The organism is Parvimonas parva (genome assembly GCF_016552165.1).
Taxonomy (GTDB): Bacteria; Bacillota; Clostridia; order Tissierellales; family Peptoniphilaceae; genus Parvimonas; species Parvimonas parva.
The window spans coordinates 1-18,986 of the sequence record NZ_JACVDA010000006.1 but is presented as its reverse complement, the minus strand read 5'-3'; the positions used below and the strand labels follow the sequence as shown (position 1 = coordinate 18,986).

Annotated in this window: 15 protein-coding genes and 1 tRNA gene; 14 read left to right on the top strand and 2 right to left on the bottom strand. The window is 28.7% G+C overall.

Annotated features, from left to right (window positions below; all coding sequences use genetic code 11):
• Positions 1-9: 9 nt before the first annotated feature.
• The 12 genes from lpdA (at position 10) to IBJ83_RS02680 (ending at position 14,906) form a co-directional block, all read left to right on the top strand.
• On the top strand, positions 10-1,725 hold the full coding sequence (gene lpdA / locus IBJ83_RS02735) for a dihydrolipoyl dehydrogenase (protein ID WP_068473855.1): 1,716 nt from the start codon (positions 10-12) through the stop codon (positions 1,723-1,725).
• A 103-nt stretch (positions 1,726-1,828) separates the two neighbouring features.
• A complete protein-coding gene (locus tag IBJ83_RS02730) occupies positions 1,829-2,749 on the top strand; it encodes a lipoate--protein ligase family protein (protein ID WP_201275223.1) in 921 nt (306 codons plus the stop codon).
• A 22-nt stretch (positions 2,750-2,771) separates the two neighbouring features.
• Positions 2,772-3,275 carry a GNAT family N-acetyltransferase gene (locus IBJ83_RS02725; protein WP_201275222.1) on the top strand — a complete coding sequence of 168 codons (504 nt, stop codon included), beginning with the start codon at positions 2,772-2,774 and terminating at the stop codon, positions 3,273-3,275.
• Positions 3,276-3,414: 139 nt separating this feature from the next.
• On the top strand, positions 3,415-5,244 hold the full coding sequence (gene typA / locus IBJ83_RS02720) for a translational GTPase TypA (RefSeq protein ID WP_201275221.1): 1,830 nt from the start codon (positions 3,415-3,417) through the stop codon (positions 5,242-5,244).
• Between the two features lie 211 nt (positions 5,245-5,455).
• Positions 5,456-6,718 (top strand): UDP-N-acetylglucosamine 1-carboxyvinyltransferase, encoded by a 1,263-nt coding sequence (murA, locus tag IBJ83_RS02715; protein ID WP_068473843.1) that lies wholly within the window; start codon positions 5,456-5,458, stop codon positions 6,716-6,718.
• Positions 6,719-6,769: 51 nt separating this feature from the next.
• Positions 6,770-8,989, top strand: coding sequence for an SF1B family DNA helicase RecD2 (recD2, locus tag IBJ83_RS02710; RefSeq protein ID WP_201275220.1), 2,220 nt, complete (start codon positions 6,770-6,772; stop codon positions 8,987-8,989).
• Complete coding sequence (locus tag IBJ83_RS02705) at positions 8,989-9,630, top strand: ComF family protein (RefSeq protein WP_201275219.1); 642 nt, start codon at positions 8,989-8,991, stop codon at positions 9,628-9,630. The genes recD2 and IBJ83_RS02705 overlap by 1 nt, the downstream gene beginning before the upstream one ends.
• A 243-nt stretch (positions 9,631-9,873) precedes the next feature.
• Positions 9,874-10,926, top strand: coding sequence for a phosphate/phosphite/phosphonate ABC transporter substrate-binding protein (locus tag IBJ83_RS02700; RefSeq protein ID WP_068473831.1), 1,053 nt, complete (start codon positions 9,874-9,876; stop codon positions 10,924-10,926).
• A gap of 78 nt (positions 10,927-11,004) precedes the next feature.
• Positions 11,005-11,760: a phosphonate ABC transporter ATP-binding protein gene (phnC, locus tag IBJ83_RS02695; RefSeq protein ID WP_068473829.1), complete on the top strand. Its 756-nt coding sequence runs from the start codon at positions 11,005-11,007 to the stop codon at positions 11,758-11,760.
• A 1-nt stretch (position 11,761) separates the two neighbouring features.
• Positions 11,762-12,583: a phosphonate ABC transporter, permease protein PhnE gene (phnE, locus tag IBJ83_RS02690; protein ID WP_068473826.1), complete on the top strand. Its 822-nt coding sequence runs from the start codon at positions 11,762-11,764 to the stop codon at positions 12,581-12,583.
• Between the two features lie 5 nt (positions 12,584-12,588).
• Positions 12,589-13,404, top strand: coding sequence for a phosphonate ABC transporter, permease protein PhnE (gene phnE / locus IBJ83_RS02685; RefSeq protein WP_068473823.1), 816 nt, complete (start codon positions 12,589-12,591; stop codon positions 13,402-13,404).
• Positions 13,404-14,906, top strand: coding sequence for a bifunctional metallophosphatase/5'-nucleotidase (locus tag IBJ83_RS02680; protein WP_201275218.1), 1,503 nt, complete (start codon positions 13,404-13,406; stop codon positions 14,904-14,906). The genes phnE (IBJ83_RS02685) and IBJ83_RS02680 overlap by 1 nt, the downstream gene beginning before the upstream one ends.
• A gap of 37 nt (positions 14,907-14,943) precedes the next feature.
• Here the strand turns inward: IBJ83_RS02680 and IBJ83_RS02675 are convergent, their stop codons facing one another.
• Positions 14,944-15,696, bottom strand: coding sequence for an exodeoxyribonuclease III (locus IBJ83_RS02675; RefSeq protein WP_068473817.1), 753 nt, complete (start codon positions 15,694-15,696; stop codon positions 14,944-14,946).
• 587 nt (positions 15,697-16,283) lie between these two features.
• Between IBJ83_RS02675 and IBJ83_RS02670 the strand changes: the two genes are divergently transcribed.
• Together IBJ83_RS02670 and IBJ83_RS02665 are read left to right on the top strand one after the other, a co-directional pair.
• Positions 16,284-16,817 (top strand): hypothetical protein, encoded by a 534-nt coding sequence (locus tag IBJ83_RS02670; RefSeq protein WP_201275217.1) that lies wholly within the window; start codon positions 16,284-16,286, stop codon positions 16,815-16,817.
• A 145-nt stretch (positions 16,818-16,962) separates the two neighbouring features.
• On the top strand, positions 16,963-18,657 hold the full coding sequence (locus IBJ83_RS02665; protein WP_201275256.1) for a phospho-sugar mutase: 1,695 nt from the start codon (positions 16,963-16,965) through the stop codon (positions 18,655-18,657).
• 67 nt (positions 18,658-18,724) lie between these two features.
• On the opposite strand, the gene IBJ83_RS02660 is transcribed toward IBJ83_RS02665, so the two are convergent.
• A tRNA-Leu gene (locus IBJ83_RS02660) sits at positions 18,725-18,811 on the bottom strand.
• Positions 18,812-18,986 lie beyond the last annotated feature (175 nt).

Sequence of the window (18,986 nt, the reverse complement as noted above, 5' to 3'; positions counted from 1 at the left end):
GAGAAAATTATGTTAACAGAAATAATAATGCCAAAAGCTGGTAGTGAAATGGAAGAAGGCCAAATTGTAAAGTGGCTAAAAAAAGAAGGAGATAAGGTTGAGGCTGGCGAAATAATTTTAGAAATAATGACTGATAAAGTTAATATGGAAATTGAGGCAGAGGCATCAGGAACCTTATTAAAGATTTTAAAACAAGACGGAGAAATTGTTCCGGTTATAACAACTATTGCATATATCGGTGATGAGGGAGATGTAATTCCTGAAAGTGCATCAGAACCTGTAAAAGAAGAAGTTAAGGAAGAAGTAAAAGAAACTCCAAAAGAAGAAAAAGTTGAGGTTAAAACAGAAACTAAAAAAGAATTAAAAGACGGTGAATATGATGTAGTTGTAATCGGTGGAGGCCCTGCCGGTTATTATTCAGCTATCAAATCTGCTCAAAAGGGAGCAAAGGTTGCTATCGCTGAAAATAATAAGTTTGGTGGTACTTGCTTAAATAGAGGTTGTATCCCTACAAAGACATATTTACAAAATGTTGAAGATATAGAAAGAATTAAAGCCTCAAGTAAAAGAGGAATTGTTTTAGAAAATGATAATGCAACTGTTGATGTAGCTAAGGCATTAAAATTTAAAAATTCAATCGTTAAAAAACTTACTGCAGGAGTTGAATTCTTATTAAAGAGCAATTCAGTTGAAATGTTTAAAGAAACTGCTTATATAAATGCAAATGGAAATGTAACTTTAGAAAGTGGAAAAGAACTTGTTTGTGGTTCAATCATTTTTGCCGGTGGTTCAAAATGTGTTAAAAATATTAAAGGCTCTGACTCTAAAAATGTTATAGATACAGATGAGGCATTAGACTTAAAAGAAGCTCCTAAAACTTTAACAATAATCGGTGCAGATTATATTGGAGTTGAAATGGCTCAAATCTTTAATTCATTCGGTACTAAGGTAACAGTTGTTGAAAAGAAAGACTTTGCTATTGAAGTTATAGATAAAGAAGTTTCTTCAATTTTAATTAAATCTTTAGAAAAAGCCGGAGTTAAATTTATTTTTGGGAAAGAAATTACAGAAATTTCCGGAGAAAAAGTATTAGCAGGCTCAGAAGAAATTTCAAGTTCAGAACTTGTTTTAGTTACAACAAGAGAGGCTGACTTAACTGCATTAAAAGATGTAAAACTTGAATTATCAAATGGAAATGTTGTTGTAAATGAAAAAATGCAATCAAGTATGAAGAATGTTTATGCTCCGGGAGATTCAAATGGAATAAATCTTCTAGCACATTCAGCATTTAAAATGGGAGATATTGTAGCGTCTGAAATCGTTGAAGGAAAGTCAGATAAATATAATAATAATATCATTCCAAGAGCGATTTACACATATCCTGAAATTGGTAGTGTAGGATTAACAGAAGAAGATGCTAAGAAATTATATGATGTAAAAGTTGGTAAATTTAACTATGGAGCAAACGGAAGAGCATTAGCTCATGGAGATTCATCAGGAATGGTTAAAATTATTTCAGATGCAAGATATGGAGAAATCTTAGGAGCACATATCGTTGGACCTAGAGCAAGTGAATTAATCAACGAAGTTTCAGTTTTAATGCAATCAGAAATTACAGTTGAAGAGGCAATTAAAATGGTATTCGGACACCCAACATTCTCAGAGGCAATCTACGAGGCAATCGCAGATGTTGAAGGAGTTAGCGTTCATTTACCAAGAAAATAGAAATTTATTTTTGAAAGGATAGAAAAAAATTCTATCCTTTTTTCATTGAATATGATAAAATAATTGTAAGTTTATTTATGATTTATGAAATTAAGGAGAAAATATGATTTTTATAAAAAATAAAATTACAGATGTCTATTTCAACTTGGCAATGGAAGAATATATCTTTGAAAAATTTAAAGAAGATGAAATATTCATGCTTTGGATTAATGAGCCTTCCGTTGTTATTGGAAAGCATCAAAATTTAGTTGAAGAAGTAAATATGAAATACTGTTTTGAAAATAAAATAAAAATTGCAAGGAGAATTTCGGGAGGGGGAACTGTTGTTCACGATTTTGGAAATCTGAATTATACCTACATAACAAATACGACCGGAGATACAGAACTAAATTTTAAAGAATTTTTAAAACCGATGCATAATGCTCTTTTAAGTTTGAATATAGATACTTATGTTTCTCCAAGAAATGATTTTAGAGTTGGAGAAAATAAAATTTGTGGACATTCTCAGTTTATGCGAAAGAAGAGAGTTTTACACCATGGTTGTATTTTGTTTAATAGTAATTTAGAGGATTTAAGAGGAGCTTTGAATGTAAAACACAAGCAAGTTGTTTCGAATTCTGCCAAGTCTGTTAGAAGTAGTGTTGCAAATTTAAAAGATATTTCAAATTTGAATTATGAAATTTCAGATTTTATTGAAAAGTTGAAAAATGAAATTTTAAAAATGAGAGAAGATTTTAAAATTTATGAATTGACAGAAGAAGATATTTTAAATATTGATAGAATAAAAGAAGAAAAATATTCTACAAAAGAGTGGATATATGGACAATCTCCAAAATGTAATTTTGTGTTAAATGAAGAAAAAGATTATAATGTTGAAATAGTTAATGGAAAAATTGCCAAAATAAATGCAGAAAATAGTTTTGAAGAACTTGTTGGAAGTTATTTTGAATACGAAGAAATAAAAAATAAAATAGAAATTTTAGAAATAAAAGATGAGGAAATTTTAAAACTAAAAGAAATATAAGACTTATATAAAAGGTGATTATATGTTATTTTTAAAAGAGATGAATATTGAAGATGCAAAGAAAGAATATATTGCAATGACTTCAATTCCTGAAGATGAGAATGGGTTCGTGAATAAATTTTATAATGTTTCATTTAAAGAATTTGTAAATGAGGTAATTCCAACTTGTGAAAAACAATCTAAGGGAATTGACTTAAAACCTAATAGAGTACCACAAAATTATTATTTTTTATGGGATAATGATGAAATTGTAGGACTTTTTAAAGTACGCAAAAAACTTAATGACTCTTTAAGAGATGGAGCAGGACATATCGGTTATGGAATTATAAAAAAATATAGAAATAAAGGCTATGCAACTAGAGGACTTAAACTAGTAATCGAGCTTATAAAAGATGAAATAGAAGAAGACGAAATTTATATGAGTGTAAATAAGGATAATCCTTACTCTTTAAAAACTCAGCTAAACTGTGGAGCATATATATTTAGCGAAAATGAAGAGCAATATTTTACTAGAATAAAAATTTAAGATTTAAGTTTTAAAATAGCAGTTCAAAAGGGATTGCTATTTTTTGTGTAAAAAATTACTAAATTTATTTTACTTTTTTATGTTTATATGCTATAATTAATTGTTATGCGTTGAATTTTAAATTTAGAAAGGAAAATATATGAGAAAGATTGAAAATATAAGAAATGTTGCAATTATTGCACACGTTGACCATGGTAAGACTACTCTTGTTGACTGTTTATTAAAGAGTAGTGGTGCGTTTAGAGAAAATCAAGATGTTAAAGAGAGAGTAATGGACTCCAATGATATTGAAAGAGAAAGGGGAATTACAATTCTTTCAAAGAATACAGCTATTGACTATAAGGGAGTTAAGATAAATGTAATTGACACTCCGGGACATGCCGACTTCGGTGGAGAGGTTGAACGTGTTTTAAAAATGGCTAATGGTGTTGTTCTTGTTGTTGATGCTTTTGAAGGGCCTATGCCACAAACAAAATTTGTTTTGAGAAAGGCATTTGAACTTGGACTTCCAACTATTATTTGTATAAATAAAATTGATAGACCTGAAGCTAGATGTGAAGAAGTTGTTGATGAAGTTTTAGATTTATTTATTCAACTTGAGGCATCAGAGGAATATTTAGAAAGTCCATTTGTTTTTGCATCAGCAAGAGCCGGTTATGCAACTATGGATTTCAACGAAAAAACTGAGGATATGAAAACTCTTTTAGATGTTATCGTGGATTATGTTCCTGCTCCAAAGGGAGATGAAAATGCACCTTTTAAACTACTTATTTCAACAACAGATTATAGCGAATATGTTGGTAGAATAGGTATTGGTAAAATTGAAAGTGGTAGTGTTAAACTTGGTGATGATGCAGTTATTGTAAACTATAATGACAGTAGCGTAAATAAAAAAATAAAGATAACTAAGATTTATGAATTTGAAAATTTATCAAGAAAAGAAATTGAAAGTTCATCAGTAGGAAATATTATTGCCGTAACCGGCGTTGAAGGAATTAGCATTGGAGATACTTTGTGTTCTTTAGATGATGTTACTCCTGTTCCTTTTGTAAAGATTTCTGAACCAACTCTTGCAATGAACTTTATAGTAAATAATTCTCCTTTTGCAGGTAAGGAAGGAAAATTTGTTACAAGTAGGCAAATTCGTGCAAGATTATATAAAGAACTTGAAACAGATGTAAGTTTAAGAGTTGAAGACACAGATTCAACAGATAGTTTTAGAGTTTCAGGTAGAGGTGAATTGCATCTTTCTGTTTTAATCGAAAATATGAGAAGAGAGGGATATGAATTCCAAGTTTCTAAACCGGAAGTATTATATAAAAAAGATGAAAATGGTAAATTGTTAGAGCCTATAGAAACTGTAACAATTGACGTTGACCAAGAGTTTGTAGGCTCAATCATAGAAAAATTAGGACAAAGAAAAGCGGACTTAATTGATATGAATCCATCACAAGCAGGTTATACTAGACTTATATTTAATATTCCTGCAAGAGGTCTTATTGGATACCGTTCAGAATTTTTAACTGATACTAGAGGAAGTGGAACTTTAAATACTGAGTTTAAGGCTTATGAACCATATAAAGGAGAAATTCCAAAGAGAAATGTAGGCTCATTAATTTGTTTTGAAACAGGTGTTGCTACTGCTTATGGATTAAATGCTGCACAAGAAAGAGGAATATTATTTATTTCTCCACAGGCAGAAGTGTATGAAGGAATGGTTGTAGGTTCTAATGCAAAAGGTCTTGATATTGAAGTTAATGTTTGTAAGAAAAAACAACAAACAAATATTAGGTCTTCAGCATCAGACGATGCTTTAAAACTTAGTCCTCCAAAAATTATGAGTTTGGAAGAAATGTTGGAATTTATCGAAAGTGATGAATATATCGAAATTACACCTAAGAGTTTAAGAATGAGAAAGAAGATATTAGATTCACAATTAAGATATAAGTCCAAGAAAAACAATAAATAATTTGAAAATATACCATAAAATCAGAAAATGTGATATAATTAAATTTACACTAGTGTAGATATTAAAAGATAATTTAATTTCATCATATTTAACCTTATAAAAATTTTTCTAAATTGAAAAATGTGATATAATTAAATTTACAGTAATATAAATATTAGAAAATAATTTAATTAATGAAATTGTAATAAAAAAATATTTTGGAGGGATTTGTTTGCCTAAGATATTAGTAAAAAAGAGTGGACCTTTAGAAGGTACTGTTAAGATAGATGGAGCGAAGAATGCAGCACTTCCTATTATAGCTGCGTCATTATTGGGAACTGAGCCGATAATTTTAGAAGATGTTCCTAATTTGGTAGATGTAAAAATAATTTTAAAAGTTTTAGAAAGTTTGGGAGCAAAAGTTGAATTTTTATCTGAAAATAGAGTTTCAATAGATTCCAGTCATATAAATTCATTTGTAACTGATAGAGATCTAATGGAAAAAATGAGAGCGTCATTTTTAGTTATGGGTCCATTACTTGCAAGATTTGGAAGAGCAGAGGCGTTTTTACCTGGTGGCTGTGCAATAGGTTCACGTCCTATTGACTTGCACTTAAAAGGATTTAAAATTTTAGGAGCATTAATCGATGAAGAACCTGATAAGATTTCAGCAAGATGTGAAAAACTTTATGGAGATACTATTTATTTAGATTTTCCTTCAGTTGGTGCGACTCAAAATATAATGATGGCTGCAACTTTGGCTAAAGGCGAAACTATAATTGAAAATGCAGCAAAAGAACCTGAAATTGTAGATTTAGGCAACTTTTTAAATAAAATGGGAGCTAAGATTACAGGTGCCGGAACTTCTACGATTAGAATTGTTGGAGTTGAAAAGTTAAAAGGTACTGTTCATACAATTATCCCTGATAGAATTGAAGCTTCTACATTTATGATAGCTGCTGCAATTACAGGTGGAAAAGTTGTTGTTCAAAATTGTATTTCAAGTCATATTAAACCGGTTATTGCAAAACTTAAAGAAACTGGTGCTTATGTTGTTGTAAATGAAGATGAAGATTCAATTTTTGTAAAGGGTGCTGATAAGATTAAAGGAACAGATATAAAAACTTTACCTTATCCCGGTTTTCCAACAGATGTTCAAGCACAATTTATGGCTTATTTATGTGTTTGTGAAGACCAAGCAAAAGTTACAGAAACAGTTTTTGAAAATAGATTTATGCATGTTGAAGAACTTAATAAAATGGGTGCAATCATTGCTACAAGTGGTAAAGAGGCAAGAATTGCCGGTGTTAGACAACTTGTTGGTGCTGAAGTGAAAGCAACTGATTTAAGAGCAGGAGCTGCTTTAGTGTTAGCAGGACTTGTTGCAGATGGTACAACAACAATCGGAAATATCTATCATATAGATAGAGGATATAATGATTTTGTTGGCAAAATGAAGTCTTTGGGTGCGAATATTGAAAGAATAGAAGATTAATTTTTTTAGGAAACTACTTGTAGTTTCCTAAATTTGTATGCAGGAGAAGTTATGAAAGTAACAGGAGAAGTTATAAAGGTTAGATATGTAAATGAAGAAAATGGATATTCCGTTTTTGACTTGAATACAACTGATGGAGAATTGAAAATTGTAGGTATTTTTGATTCAATTAACGTTGGAGAAACTTTAGAAATAGAGGGAGAATTTACATACGATAATAAATATGGCGAACAATTAAATATGTCTTCTTACGAAAAGAAACTTCCAAGCTCTGTTGCTGAGATTGAAAGATATTTAGCTAGTGGTATTATTTCAACGATTGGTCCAAAGAATGCAAGATTTATAGTTGAAGAATTTGGAAAGAAGAGTTTGGATATTGTCTTTGATGAAACTGATAGATTGATTGAAGTTAGAGGAATCGGAAAGAAAAGTATCGAAAAAATAAAAAAATCCGTTGAAGAATTAAGATTTAGTAAAAATATTTTATTTCATCTTAGTGGACTTGGGATAAGCCTTAGTTTATCCAAAAAAATTTATAGCATCTTTAGAGAAAATACTTTAGAAATTATTAATGAAAATCCGTATAAGCTGATTAAGAATGTAAAGGGAATTGGATTTTTGAAAGCTGATGAGATTGCTTTGAAAAACAATTTGGATAAAAATAGTCCATACAGAATTGAATCGGCGATACTTTATGTTTTAACTCAAAAAGCTATTAATTTCGGTCATGTTTATTATCCGAAAGATAAACTTACTCTTGAAGTGTCTAAGTTGATTAATGTTGAAACAGACCTTATTGAGCCTGTTTATATGAACTTACTCTTATCTTCTGATATTGTTATTGATAATTCTTTTGAAGAAACAAATATTTATTTAGATTATCTTTATGTTTCGGAAAGTTATGTTGCAAGTAAACTTGCAAAAACGGCTTTAAATGAAGATATGGAAATTTTATTTGATGTTGATAGTGAAATAAAAAAATCTTTAAAAGATTTATCCATAAAACTATCAAAAATTCAAATTGATGCAATAAAATCTTGTTTTGAAGAAAATGTTACAATAATAACCGGAGGACCCGGTACCGGAAAGACTACAATAATAAATACAATAGCAAAAATATTTATGAATAATGGATATAATATATCTCTTTGCGCTCCTACCGGAAGAGCGTCTAAAAGAATTGAAGAAACGACAGGTTTTGAGGCGAAAACAATTCACAGAATGTTAGGATATATTCCAAGTAGTTATGATGATATTGGACATTTTGAATACAACGAAGATAATCCTTTAGATACGGATTTAATCATAATTGACGAAATGAGTATGGTTGATATTGTACTTTTTGAAAAACTTCTAAGAGGAATAAAGAACAGTACAAAGTTAATTATAGTTGGAGATGTTGACCAGTTGCCAAGTGTTGGTGCGGGTAATGTTTTAAGGGATTTGATAAATTCAGAAAAAATAAAATATACAAAGTTAGTTGATATTTTTAGACAGTCTGAAAATAGCAATATAATAGTTAATGCACATAAAATAAATAACGGACAAGAACCGATTTTAAATGAAAAAAATAGTGATTTTTTCTTTTTAAAAACCGAAAGTCCGATGCAAACTAGAAATATAGTTGTGGATTTGATAAGTAAAAGACTTCCAAAGGCTTATGGTTATAATTTTTCTAAAGATATTCAGATTTTAACTCAAAGCAGAAAAGGTATCTGTGGAGTTATGGAGTTGAATAGGTTATTACAGGATATTTTAAATCCAAAAACTGAAACAAGTGATGAGCTTTTGGTTGGAAATAAAATTTTTCGTGTAAATGATAAAGTTATGCAGACTAAGAACAATTATAATCTTTCTTTTTTGGACTCTGAGGGAGAAGAGGCTTTTGGAGTTTATAACGGAGATATGGGACATATAATTTTTATAGATAAATCTAGCAAAAAAGTTACGGTTGAAATGGACGATAAAAGAGAAATTGAATATAGTTTGGAAGATTTGGATAATTTAGAACTTGCCTATGCGATAACTATACATAAGTCGCAAGGTTCTGAGTTTAAAGCTGTAATCATTCCTATGTTTGACGGATATAGATTACTTCAAACCAGAAATTTATTATATACTGCAATAACTAGAGCTAAAGAAAATATTGTTTTGGTTGGAGATAAAAATGTTATGAACAATATGATTCAAAACAATACGATAAACAGTAGATATTCAAATTTAGAAAATAGAATTAAACACTTTTTTGGACTTGTAGAGGAATTGTTGTAATGCTTAGAAAATTTTTTAAAACATTTTTTTATAATGAAGATTATTGCTTTTTCTGTAAAGAAAATGTGATTAAAAACTCATATCTATGTGAAGAATGTATATCTGAAATTAGAAGATATGACAAAGAGATTTTTAATGATTATGGAGAAGAAATTTTTAAAAAAGATATTTTATTTTACTATTCTGGAATAATTAAAAAGAAAATAAAGGAATTTAAGTTTGAAAATGGAGTTTATCTTAAAAAACCTTTTGGAAAGTTGATGTTTGAAAACTTAGATAAAACTTTGCTTGAAAAAATGGATTACATTGCCTATGTTCCGTCAAGCAAGAAAAAATTAAAATTAAGAGGATATAATCATTCAAAGCTTTTGGCTGAAGAAATATCAAAATATTCAAAAATACCATTGTTTGATGATTTACACAAAGTAAAAAATACAAAATCACAACATTTTTTATCACTAGAAGAAAGAAGTATGAATTTGAAAAATTCTTTTTCAGTCGAAGGGGATTTAACCGGAAAAAATATTCTATTGGTTGACGATATACATACAAGTGGGGCAACAATTGACGAATGTTATAAAGAATTAAGAAAAGCAAATTGTAATTTTGTTTGGGTTGTTTGCCTTTGTGGCGTTTTTTAGTTATTAATTAATATTGATGTTATGATATAAGCGAGTTTGTTTTACTCGCTTTTTGTTTATTAAATTTTATAAATTTTTTCGATTTATTATATAGTATAAGTATAATTGTAAATTTTTTAATAAAAAAATATCAAAAAAAAAGTTGAATAAAAGTCATATTTGTAATTGTAAACACTTGTTCAAAATGATATAATATAAGGGTAAATCATACAATTTATATTTCACTAATATACAGGGGGAATTATGAAACTATTTAAGAAAATTTTAATTTCATCTTTAGCACTTGTTTTAAGTGCCGGACTTCTTGTGGGCTGTGGCTCTAAAAAAGAAGCAAAAAAATCTTCTGATGGAAAAACTGCTATTGAAAAGATTTCAATCGGTTTTGTACCTTCAAGAGAACCATCAGAGATAGTTACTGCAACTGAACCTTTAAAAAAATTATTGAAGGATCAATTATCAAAAGAAGGATTTGACGTTAAGAATGTTGATATAACAGTTGGAACAAGTTTTGAGGCAGTAGGGGAAGGACTTAATGCCGGAACTTTGGATATTGGATTTATTCCTGCCGGAACTTATGTTTTATATAGAGATGGGGCAGAAGTTCTTTTGACTGCTACTAGAAAAGGGCTTTCAGTAAACGACGATTCTGCTAAGGTTTGGAATGAACAAAAACCAACAAAGAAAACTGATAATCAAGTTACTTCTTATAGAGCATTAATGATTGCCGGACCATCTGAAAAAGGTCAAGCTATCGCTAAGAAAGTAAATGCCGGAGAAAAGTTAGCATGGGAAGATGTTAAAGATTTAAAATGGAGTGTTATGAATCCAACTTCACCTGCAGGTTATATTTATCCAACTCTTTGGTTAAATGAAACTTTCGGAAAGACAATTAAAGATTTAGGAAACAATGCAATTTTAAGTGATTCTTATGGTTCTGCATTCGCCAGACTTGCTTCAGGACAAGTAGATGTGCTTTGTACATACGCTGACGCCAGACTTGACCAAGAAAAGAAATGGAATGAAACTTATGGAAGAAAAGCATCTATTTGGGATGAAACAAATCTTATAGGTGTAACACCTGCTATCTATAATGATACAGTAAGTGTTTCTAAAAAATCTAAAAATGTAACGCCTGAATTTAAAAAAGCTTTAGAAAAAGCATTGATTGAAATTGCTAAAACAGAAGAAGGTAAAAAAGTTATAGCTGTTTATAGTCATGAAGGTTATCAACCGGCAAAAGATGCTGATTATGATAATGAAGCTAAAGCTCAAGAAATTGTAAAAAAATTAAAATAATGTTGAATTAATTAAATTGTGTGAGAGTTAGGGAGAGAGAAATCTCTCCCTTTTTTAACAAATTATATGGAGAAAATTATGATAGAATTTAAAAAAGTTAGCAAGGTTTATCCTAACGGAACTAAGGGTTTGGTAGATGTAGATTTAAAGATTGAACAAGGGGAATTTGTTGCGATTATAGGGCTTTCCGGTTCAGGAAAATCTACATTAATCAGATGTGTCAATAAGATGCATGAAATTACGTCAGGAGAATTAATTGTAAATGATGTCGATGTAAAAAAATTAAGTGGTTCAGAAATTAGAAAATTTAGAAGAAAAATTGGTATGATTTTTCAATCTTTTAATTTAGTTACAAGAACAACCGTTATAAAAAATGTTTTAACTGCATTTGTACCTGATTTAACAGGGTTTAGAAAATTTTTTGGAATATTTCCAAAGGAATGTAAGATGAAGTCTTTAGAGGCTCTTGATAAAGTTGATATGTTAGAAAAGGCTTATGTTAGAGTTGATCAACTTTCAGGTGGACAACAACAAAGAGTTGCTCTTGCCAGAGCTTTAGGACAAAATCCACAAATTATTTTAGCAGATGAGCCGGTTGCAGCTCTTGACCCGGTAACTTCTAATCAAGTTATGGAAGATTTTAGAAAAATTAATAAAGAAAATAAAATTACTATTTTGATTAACATTCATGATGTTGATTTAGCTTTAAAATATTGTGATAGAGTTGTTGGAATAAATAAAGGTAGAATTGTTTATGACGGAAAATCAAGTGATATTACAAAAGAAATTTTAGACAAAATTTACCAAAAAGATTTATTTTTAGCTGGAGAATAATATGAAAAATATATTTGATAAGATATTTCCTAAAGAAAAAATTACTCTGGGAAATGGAAAAGTAGTTTTTAGACCTCGTTCAAAAACTCCTTTAATTACAATTATTGTAATTTTGTTGATGTATATTTCAATAAATGTTACAGGTTTTAATTTTGAAGTTTTTGAAAATTTTGGGAACTTTTTTAATATTTTAAAAGGAATGATTCCACCGGATTTTAGCTATAGTGGAGAGGTTTTAACTCCTCTTTTTGACACTATAAAAATGTCATTAATGGGCTCATTTTTAGGAGCTTTGGTATCACTTCCTATTGCTATTTTAGCATCTAGCAATATAACAAAAAATAAGTTTGTAAATGGATTTTTTAAATTATTTTTAAGTATTTTAAGAACTTTACCTTCACTTGTTTGTGCTTTAATAGCAACTTATATATGGGGACTTGGAACTTTTGCCGGAACAGTTGCAATTTTTATTTTCTCATTATCTTATGTTGGAAAGTTACTTTACGAATCAATAGAAACTGTTGATATGGGAGCTTTTGAATGTATGGAATCAATGGGATTTACAAAATTTTATGCTTTTAGATATGCGATACTTCCAGTTGTATTACCTTCATATATTTCTACTGCTTTGTTTAATTTTGAAGGAAATGTAAGATACGCTGCAATTTTAGGTTATGTTGGAGCAGGTGGTATTGGAATGATTTTAAATGAAAAACTTGGCTGGAGAGAATATTCAAAAGTTGGTACCATAGTATTTTTATTACTTGTAACTGTTTTTGTAATTGAAATTATAAGTGAACATTTTAGAGGAAGATTGGAGTAATTGGTATGAAGAATTTAAAAGTAGAAGAAAAATTAAATAAAGAACCAAAATCATATACTTATATCATAGCAGTTATTGTGATTGTTTTAGGACTTTTAGTTTGGTCTGCAATGTCTATCAAAAAGGGTGATGATGTTAAGGACTCTATGAGTATTGCAAAAAATATTATAAATGGTATTTTGCATCCAGATATGGAATTTCTTTTTAGACTTGATAATAAAGGTGTAATTTATTTACTTTTTGAAACAATGTGTATTGCATTTTTAGGTACAATAATCGGTGCGATTATATCAATTCCTTTTGCGTTTATTTCTGCAAAGAAAATTGTTTCAAAATATGTAGCTGTAATTGGAAGATTTTTTACAATGTGTGTTAGAACTGTTCCTGCGTTTATATATGGTCTTATGTTTATCGGTGTTACAGGTCCCGGGGCGTTAGCCGGAGTATTTACAATGTCTGTTGTATCTATCGGAATGGTTACTAAATTGTATATTGATGTTATAGAGGACTTAGATTTTGGAATTATCGAATCACTTTCAGCTATTGGTTGTACAAAGATTGAGCAAATAAGATATGGAATTTTACCACAACTTTACTCAAAATTAATCTCAATTGTAATTTACAGATTTGATATGAATTTAAGAGATGCATCTGTACTTGGTCTTGTTGGAGCAGGTGGTATTGGTGCGCCACTTATATTTGCGATGAATAATTATCGTTGGAATGAAGTTGGATCTATTTTAGTTGGAATTATAGTTTTAGTTTTAATTATAGAAGTATTTTCAAACAAAGTTAGAAGAAAATTAGCGAGGGGATATTAATGGCTTTTAAAATTTTATCAACAACAGATGTTCATGGAAATTTATTAGCATATAACTTTGTAAACTCAAGTATTGCAAGTAAAGGACTTTCCAGATTTTCGAGCTTTTTAAAAGAAGAAAGAAAAAAAGGAAAAGTAATTTACGTTGATAATGGTGATATTAATCAAGGGACTCCTCTAGTAACTTATGCTAATTCAAATGTTAAAAAAAATATTGTTGCAAAAGCTCTTAACCATTTGAAATGTGATTATATAAATATAGGAAATCACGATTTTAATTATGGAAATGAATTTTTATATAATTATGTTGAAGAAAATAATGCAAAATGTATTACTTGCAATGTAAAATATAAAAATGAAAATCTTGGAAGAACAGATATAGTTGAAATAGATAATAAAAAAGTTGCATTAATTGGAGTTGTGACTGATTATATTGACCATTGGGAAAATCCTAAAAATTTAGAAAATTTAGAGGTTTTAAATGTTTTTGAAACTGTAAAAAATTCTGTTGAATATGTTAGAGATAAGGTTGACTATGTAGTTGTATTTTATCATGGGGGCTTTGAAAGAGATTTAGAAAGTGGAAATCCTACTGAAAACTTGACAGGAGAAAATGTCGGCTATGAGATTTGTGATAAAATTTCCGGAATAGATGTTTTAGTTACAGGACATCAACATAGGACTCTAACAGGTAAGATAAAAGATACACTCGTAATACAATGTGCAGACGGTTGTTCAACTTGTATGGAAATTGTGTTTGACGATAAAATTTCTGTAAATATAAAAGACATTTCAGGATATGAAATAGATACTGAAGTGGAAGAAAAATTTAAAGAGATTTTAAATGAAACGGAAAAATGGTTAGATATTGAAATTGGAAGTTGTAACAAAGAAATGTATATTTCCGATATAAAAAAAGCACAACTTGAAAAACATTCAATTACAACTTTTATAAACAAAATTCAAAAAGAAACTATGGGTGCAGATATTTCTGCTTGTTGTCTTTTTGAAGTAATGCCCGGTTTTGGTAAAAAATTAAGATATAGAGATATAATTTTAAATTATCCATTCCCAAATACATTAGTTCTAAAAGAAATGAGTGGACAAAATATTTTAGACTATTTAACACAATTATCGACATACTGGATTGTTAAAGATAATGAAATTGATATAAATCCTAAATTTTTATATCCTAAAAGAGAAATGTATAATTACGACATGCTTGACGGAATAGAATATACAATGAACATTTCAAAAAATGGTACAAATTTCGTAACAGATGTAAAAGTAGATGGAGAAGAGTTAATTTTAGACAAAAAATATAAACTTGTATTGAATAATTATAGAGCAACAGGTGGTGGAAATTTTTCTTTTTTTCCTGAGCTTAAAACTTTAAAAGAAGATACAAGAGATATTGCTGAAGTTTTGATTGATTATGTAAAAGAAAATAATTATGTTGAAGTTGAAGACAAAAACAATATAAAATTAAAAATTGTTGAATAGAAAAAGACTATTGCGTTTTGCAATAGCCTTTTTTAATTTATTTTATTTCTAAGTAAACAGGGCAATGATCGCTACCTAAAATGCTTTGATGAATTTGTGCATCTACAAGTCTGTTATCCATATCTTTTGAAGTTAGAAAATAGTCGATTCTCCAACCTGTATTTCTTTCTCTTGATTTGCCGAAGTAACTCCACCAACTGTATTCATTTTCTTTATCCGGATAGAAAAATCTAAAAGTGTCTGTAAAGCCACTATCTAAAAGAATAGACATTTTTTCTCTTTCTTGATCTGTGAAACCGGCATTTTTTCTGTTTGTCTTTGGATTTTTAAGGTCAATTTCCTTATGAGCAACATTTAAGTCGCCACATACAATTACAGATTTAGTTTTATTTAATTCATGTAGATATTCTCTAAATGCATCTTCCCAAACCATTCTGTAATCAAGTCTTAAAAGTTCTTGCTTTGAATTTGGAGTATAGCAAGTTACTAAAAAGAAATCATCATATTCTAAAGTTATAAGTCTGCCTTCGTTGTCGTGTTCTTCAATTCCCATTCCATACTTTACACTTAAAGGTTTGTGTTTAGTGAAAATAGCAGTTCCACTATATCCCTTTCTTTGTGCATAATTATAAAAAGTTTCATATCCATCAAGTTCAAGGTCAAGTTGTCCTTCACTCATTTTAATTTCTTGTAAACAGAAAAAATCTACATTAATATCGTTAAAATAATCTAAAAATCCTTTTTTAATACAAGCTCTAAGCCCATTTACATTCCAAGAAACAAATCTCATTTAATCACCTCATATTTATTTTGTTTAATTACTTACTTATTAATTATACCATATTAATTATACCATAGTTCCCTTTTTATAATCAAATTGATGTAACTATGGTGAAATTAAATTATTTTTCATACTGAATTAATGTGAATTTAATTATATCATAGTTTCAATTTTATAATCAAACAGAAGTAACTATGGTGAAATTAATAAAACTTTAAATTTAAAATGATAATTTTTAAATAAATATAATATTTATCCATAAGAAAAAAATATAATAAAATGATTGTATTTTTTATGGGAAAGTAATATAATGTGGGTGTAGTATAATATAATATATTATATTAAAAATTTATTTGGATGTATGTTATGAAAAAACAAATTTTATTTTTATGATTATTGTTTTCAATATTAAGTAGTGTAAACATATACGCAAAGTCGAAATAGTCAAAAGTTGGGAAATGGTATGAATTTTCTACTTGATGTATCATATACCGGGAGATTATGGTGCGTATGCAGATCAATGGGGAGAGATTAATTCAGAATGGTTTAAGTTTGATAGTAATGGATATTGTATCTATATGAGAGGGGGCAACTAGATGATAAAAAAAACAAATGGTTTTGAAATTATTATTACGGCTATATTTTTGTTGTCTTTAAGTTTTTATGAGATAAGTAAGTATTTGGATTCTTTTAAATATTATAAAGAAATAATTATATTTTATAATATTATAATTTGTTTGTTTATTTTGTTTATTATATTTTTTGCAAGTAAATTTTTGATGAAAAAAATAGATAACGGCAAATATAAATTTTTAAAAAGTAATTTTTTTAAAGATTTTTTAATACCAATTTTAACGTTTGTTTTTTTTATAGCGACGTTTATAATATTTTTTGAAATTTTTTATTATATTGGATATGGAAAGTTTGATACTGAATACTTGCATAATGTTTTTTATTTTAAAGTAGATTATGGTAAAATTTTTATGGATAATTTTAAAGAAACAAAAGGACTTTTTTATTCATTACTTTCAGTTAATGCTCTTTATGTTGATGTTATTTTATCTTGGTTTCCATTTGGGCTTATTACTTTATTTATTAATTATTGTTTTAAAAATAATAAAAATAAATAGATCAAATTATTATAATTTGTATAATTGTATAGTTTTAAAAATGCTACTTTTTTGAGTAGTATTTTTTTATCAAAAATATGTTGAAAAAAAATATTGATTGATGTAAAATATACTGAGAGTATGTAAATTTTAGGAGGGAATTATGATAGATTATAAAAAAGTTTATGAAGAATGGTTAAATAATGATTTTTTTGATGAAGAAACAAAAAATGATTTACTTTCAATAAAAGATAATGAAGAAGAAATTAAGGATAGATTTTATAAAGTTTTAGAATTTGGAACTGCCGGACTTCGTGGTAAACTTGGTGCAGGAACAAACAGAATGAATAAGTATATGGTTTCAAAAGCAGGACAAGCTCTTGCAAATACAATTATTGACCATGGAAAAGAAGCTATTGAAAGAGGAGTTGCAATAAGCTACGATGTTAGATATGGCTCAAAAGAGTTTGCTGAACTTACTTGTTCAATAATGGCGGGTAATGGAATTAAATCGTATATTTATAAAGGAATAAGACCGACTCCGATGTGTTCTTATGCAATTAGAAAATTAAATTGTATGGCAGGAGTAATGGTTACTGCAAGTCATAATCCACAAGCATATAACGGATATAAAGCATACTGGAAAGAAGGCTCACAAATTCTTGACGACATTGCAAATCAAATTTCTGCTCATATGGAAAAAATTGAAAAGTTTGAAGATGTTAAACAAATTTCTTTTGAAGAGGCAATCAAAAGTGGAATGGCAAGTTTTATTGATGAATCAGTTGAAGAAGAATATAAAAAAGAAGTTTTAAATTTAACTATAAACGACGAAAATGTTGATAAGGATATTAAAGTTGTTTATACTCCATTAAACGGTGTTGGAAATTTACCTGTTAGAGAAGTTTTAAAGAGAAGAGGTTTTGAAAATGTATTTGTAGTTAAGGAACAAGAATTACCTGACCCTGAATTTACAACTGTCGGTTATCCAAACCCTGAAGTTCCTAAAGCTTTTCTTTATTCAGAAAATTTAGGCAAAGAAGTAGGAGCTGACATTTTAATTGCAACTGACCCCGACTGTGATAGAGTCGCTCTTGAAGTTAGAGATAAAAATGGAGAATATGTATTTTTAAACGGAAATAGAATAGGAGCTTTGTTATCATACTACATTTTCTCACAAAGATATGCACTTAAAAACTTGCCAGAAAATCCTGTTTTAGTAAAATCAATCGTAACCGGAGATTTATCAAGAGCGATAGCTAAAAAATATGGAATAGATACAGTTGAAACATTAACGGGCTTTAAAAATATTTGTGGAAAGACAAATGAATATGATATAACTAAAGAAAAGAATTATGTTTTTGGTTATGAAGAAAGCATCGGTTTCTGCTATGGAACATTTGTAAGGGATAAAGACGCTGTTGGTGCATCAATGATGGTTGTCGAAATGGCAGGATATTACAAAAAGCAAGGAAAGAGTTTATTAGAAGTTTTAAATGATATTTACAAAGAGTTTGGATATTATAATGAAAGACAAATTTCTCTTGAACTTGAAGGAATTGAAGGACAAGCAAGAATTGGAAGAATGATGGAGGACTTTAGAGAAAATCCGATTAAAGAAATGAAAGAAATTTCTTTAAAGGAAATAGTTGACTTTAAAGATGGATATTTAGATTTTCCAAAACAAAATTGCTTGAAATATTATTTGAATGACGGCTCTTGGTATGCATTAAGACCATCAGGAACAGAACCTAAGATTAAATTATATATTTATACAATCGGAAAAACAGAACAAGAAAGTGTTGATAAATTAGATTTAATCGAAAAAACTTGTAGAGAAAAAATGAATAATGTAGAGTAATTTAAAAGGTATGTCTTAATCGACATACCTTTTTTGTAAAAAAACTAACATAAAATGTTAGTTGAAATGGTGCCGGCAGTGGGACTCGAACCCACACACCCTTGCGGATAACAGATTTTGAGTCTGTCTCGTCTGCCAGTTCCGACACGCCGGCAAATTTAATTACTGGAATAGTATAACATAAAAAAATTTTTTTTTCAACATTTTTAATAAAAATTTTGTTTTAAAGTGTACATTTGTAAATGATGTGAGACCAAAAATTATAAAAAAACATAACCTGTATGTTAGAATTAAAGGAGAATTAATTCTCCTTTAATTCTAATAATTCT

Coding starts and splice junctions, on each gene's coding strand:
- lpdA (WP_068473855.1), top strand. CDS start 10: ATGTTAACAGAAATAATAATGCCAAAAGCTGGTAGTGAAATGGAAGAA.
- IBJ83_RS02730 (WP_201275223.1), top strand. CDS start 1,829: ATGATTTTTATAAAAAATAAAATTACAGATGTCTATTTCAACTTGGCA.
- IBJ83_RS02725 (WP_201275222.1), top strand. CDS start 2,772: ATGTTATTTTTAAAAGAGATGAATATTGAAGATGCAAAGAAAGAATAT.
- typA (WP_201275221.1), top strand. CDS start 3,415: ATGAGAAAGATTGAAAATATAAGAAATGTTGCAATTATTGCACACGTT.
- recD2 (WP_201275220.1), top strand. CDS start 6,770: ATGAAAGTAACAGGAGAAGTTATAAAGGTTAGATATGTAAATGAAGAA.
- IBJ83_RS02705 (WP_201275219.1), top strand. CDS start 8,989: ATGCTTAGAAAATTTTTTAAAACATTTTTTTATAATGAAGATTATTGC.
- IBJ83_RS02700 (WP_068473831.1), top strand. CDS start 9,874: ATGAAACTATTTAAGAAAATTTTAATTTCATCTTTAGCACTTGTTTTA.
- phnC (WP_068473829.1), top strand. CDS start 11,005: ATGATAGAATTTAAAAAAGTTAGCAAGGTTTATCCTAACGGAACTAAG.
- phnE (WP_068473826.1), top strand. CDS start 11,762: ATGAAAAATATATTTGATAAGATATTTCCTAAAGAAAAAATTACTCTG.
- phnE (WP_068473823.1), top strand. CDS start 12,589: ATGAAGAATTTAAAAGTAGAAGAAAAATTAAATAAAGAACCAAAATCA.
- IBJ83_RS02680 (WP_201275218.1), top strand. CDS start 13,404: ATGGCTTTTAAAATTTTATCAACAACAGATGTTCATGGAAATTTATTA.
- IBJ83_RS02675 (WP_068473817.1), bottom strand. CDS start 15,696: ATGAGATTTGTTTCTTGGAATGTAAATGGGCTTAGAGCTTGTATTAAA.
- IBJ83_RS02670 (WP_201275217.1), top strand. CDS start 16,284: ATGATAAAAAAAACAAATGGTTTTGAAATTATTATTACGGCTATATTT.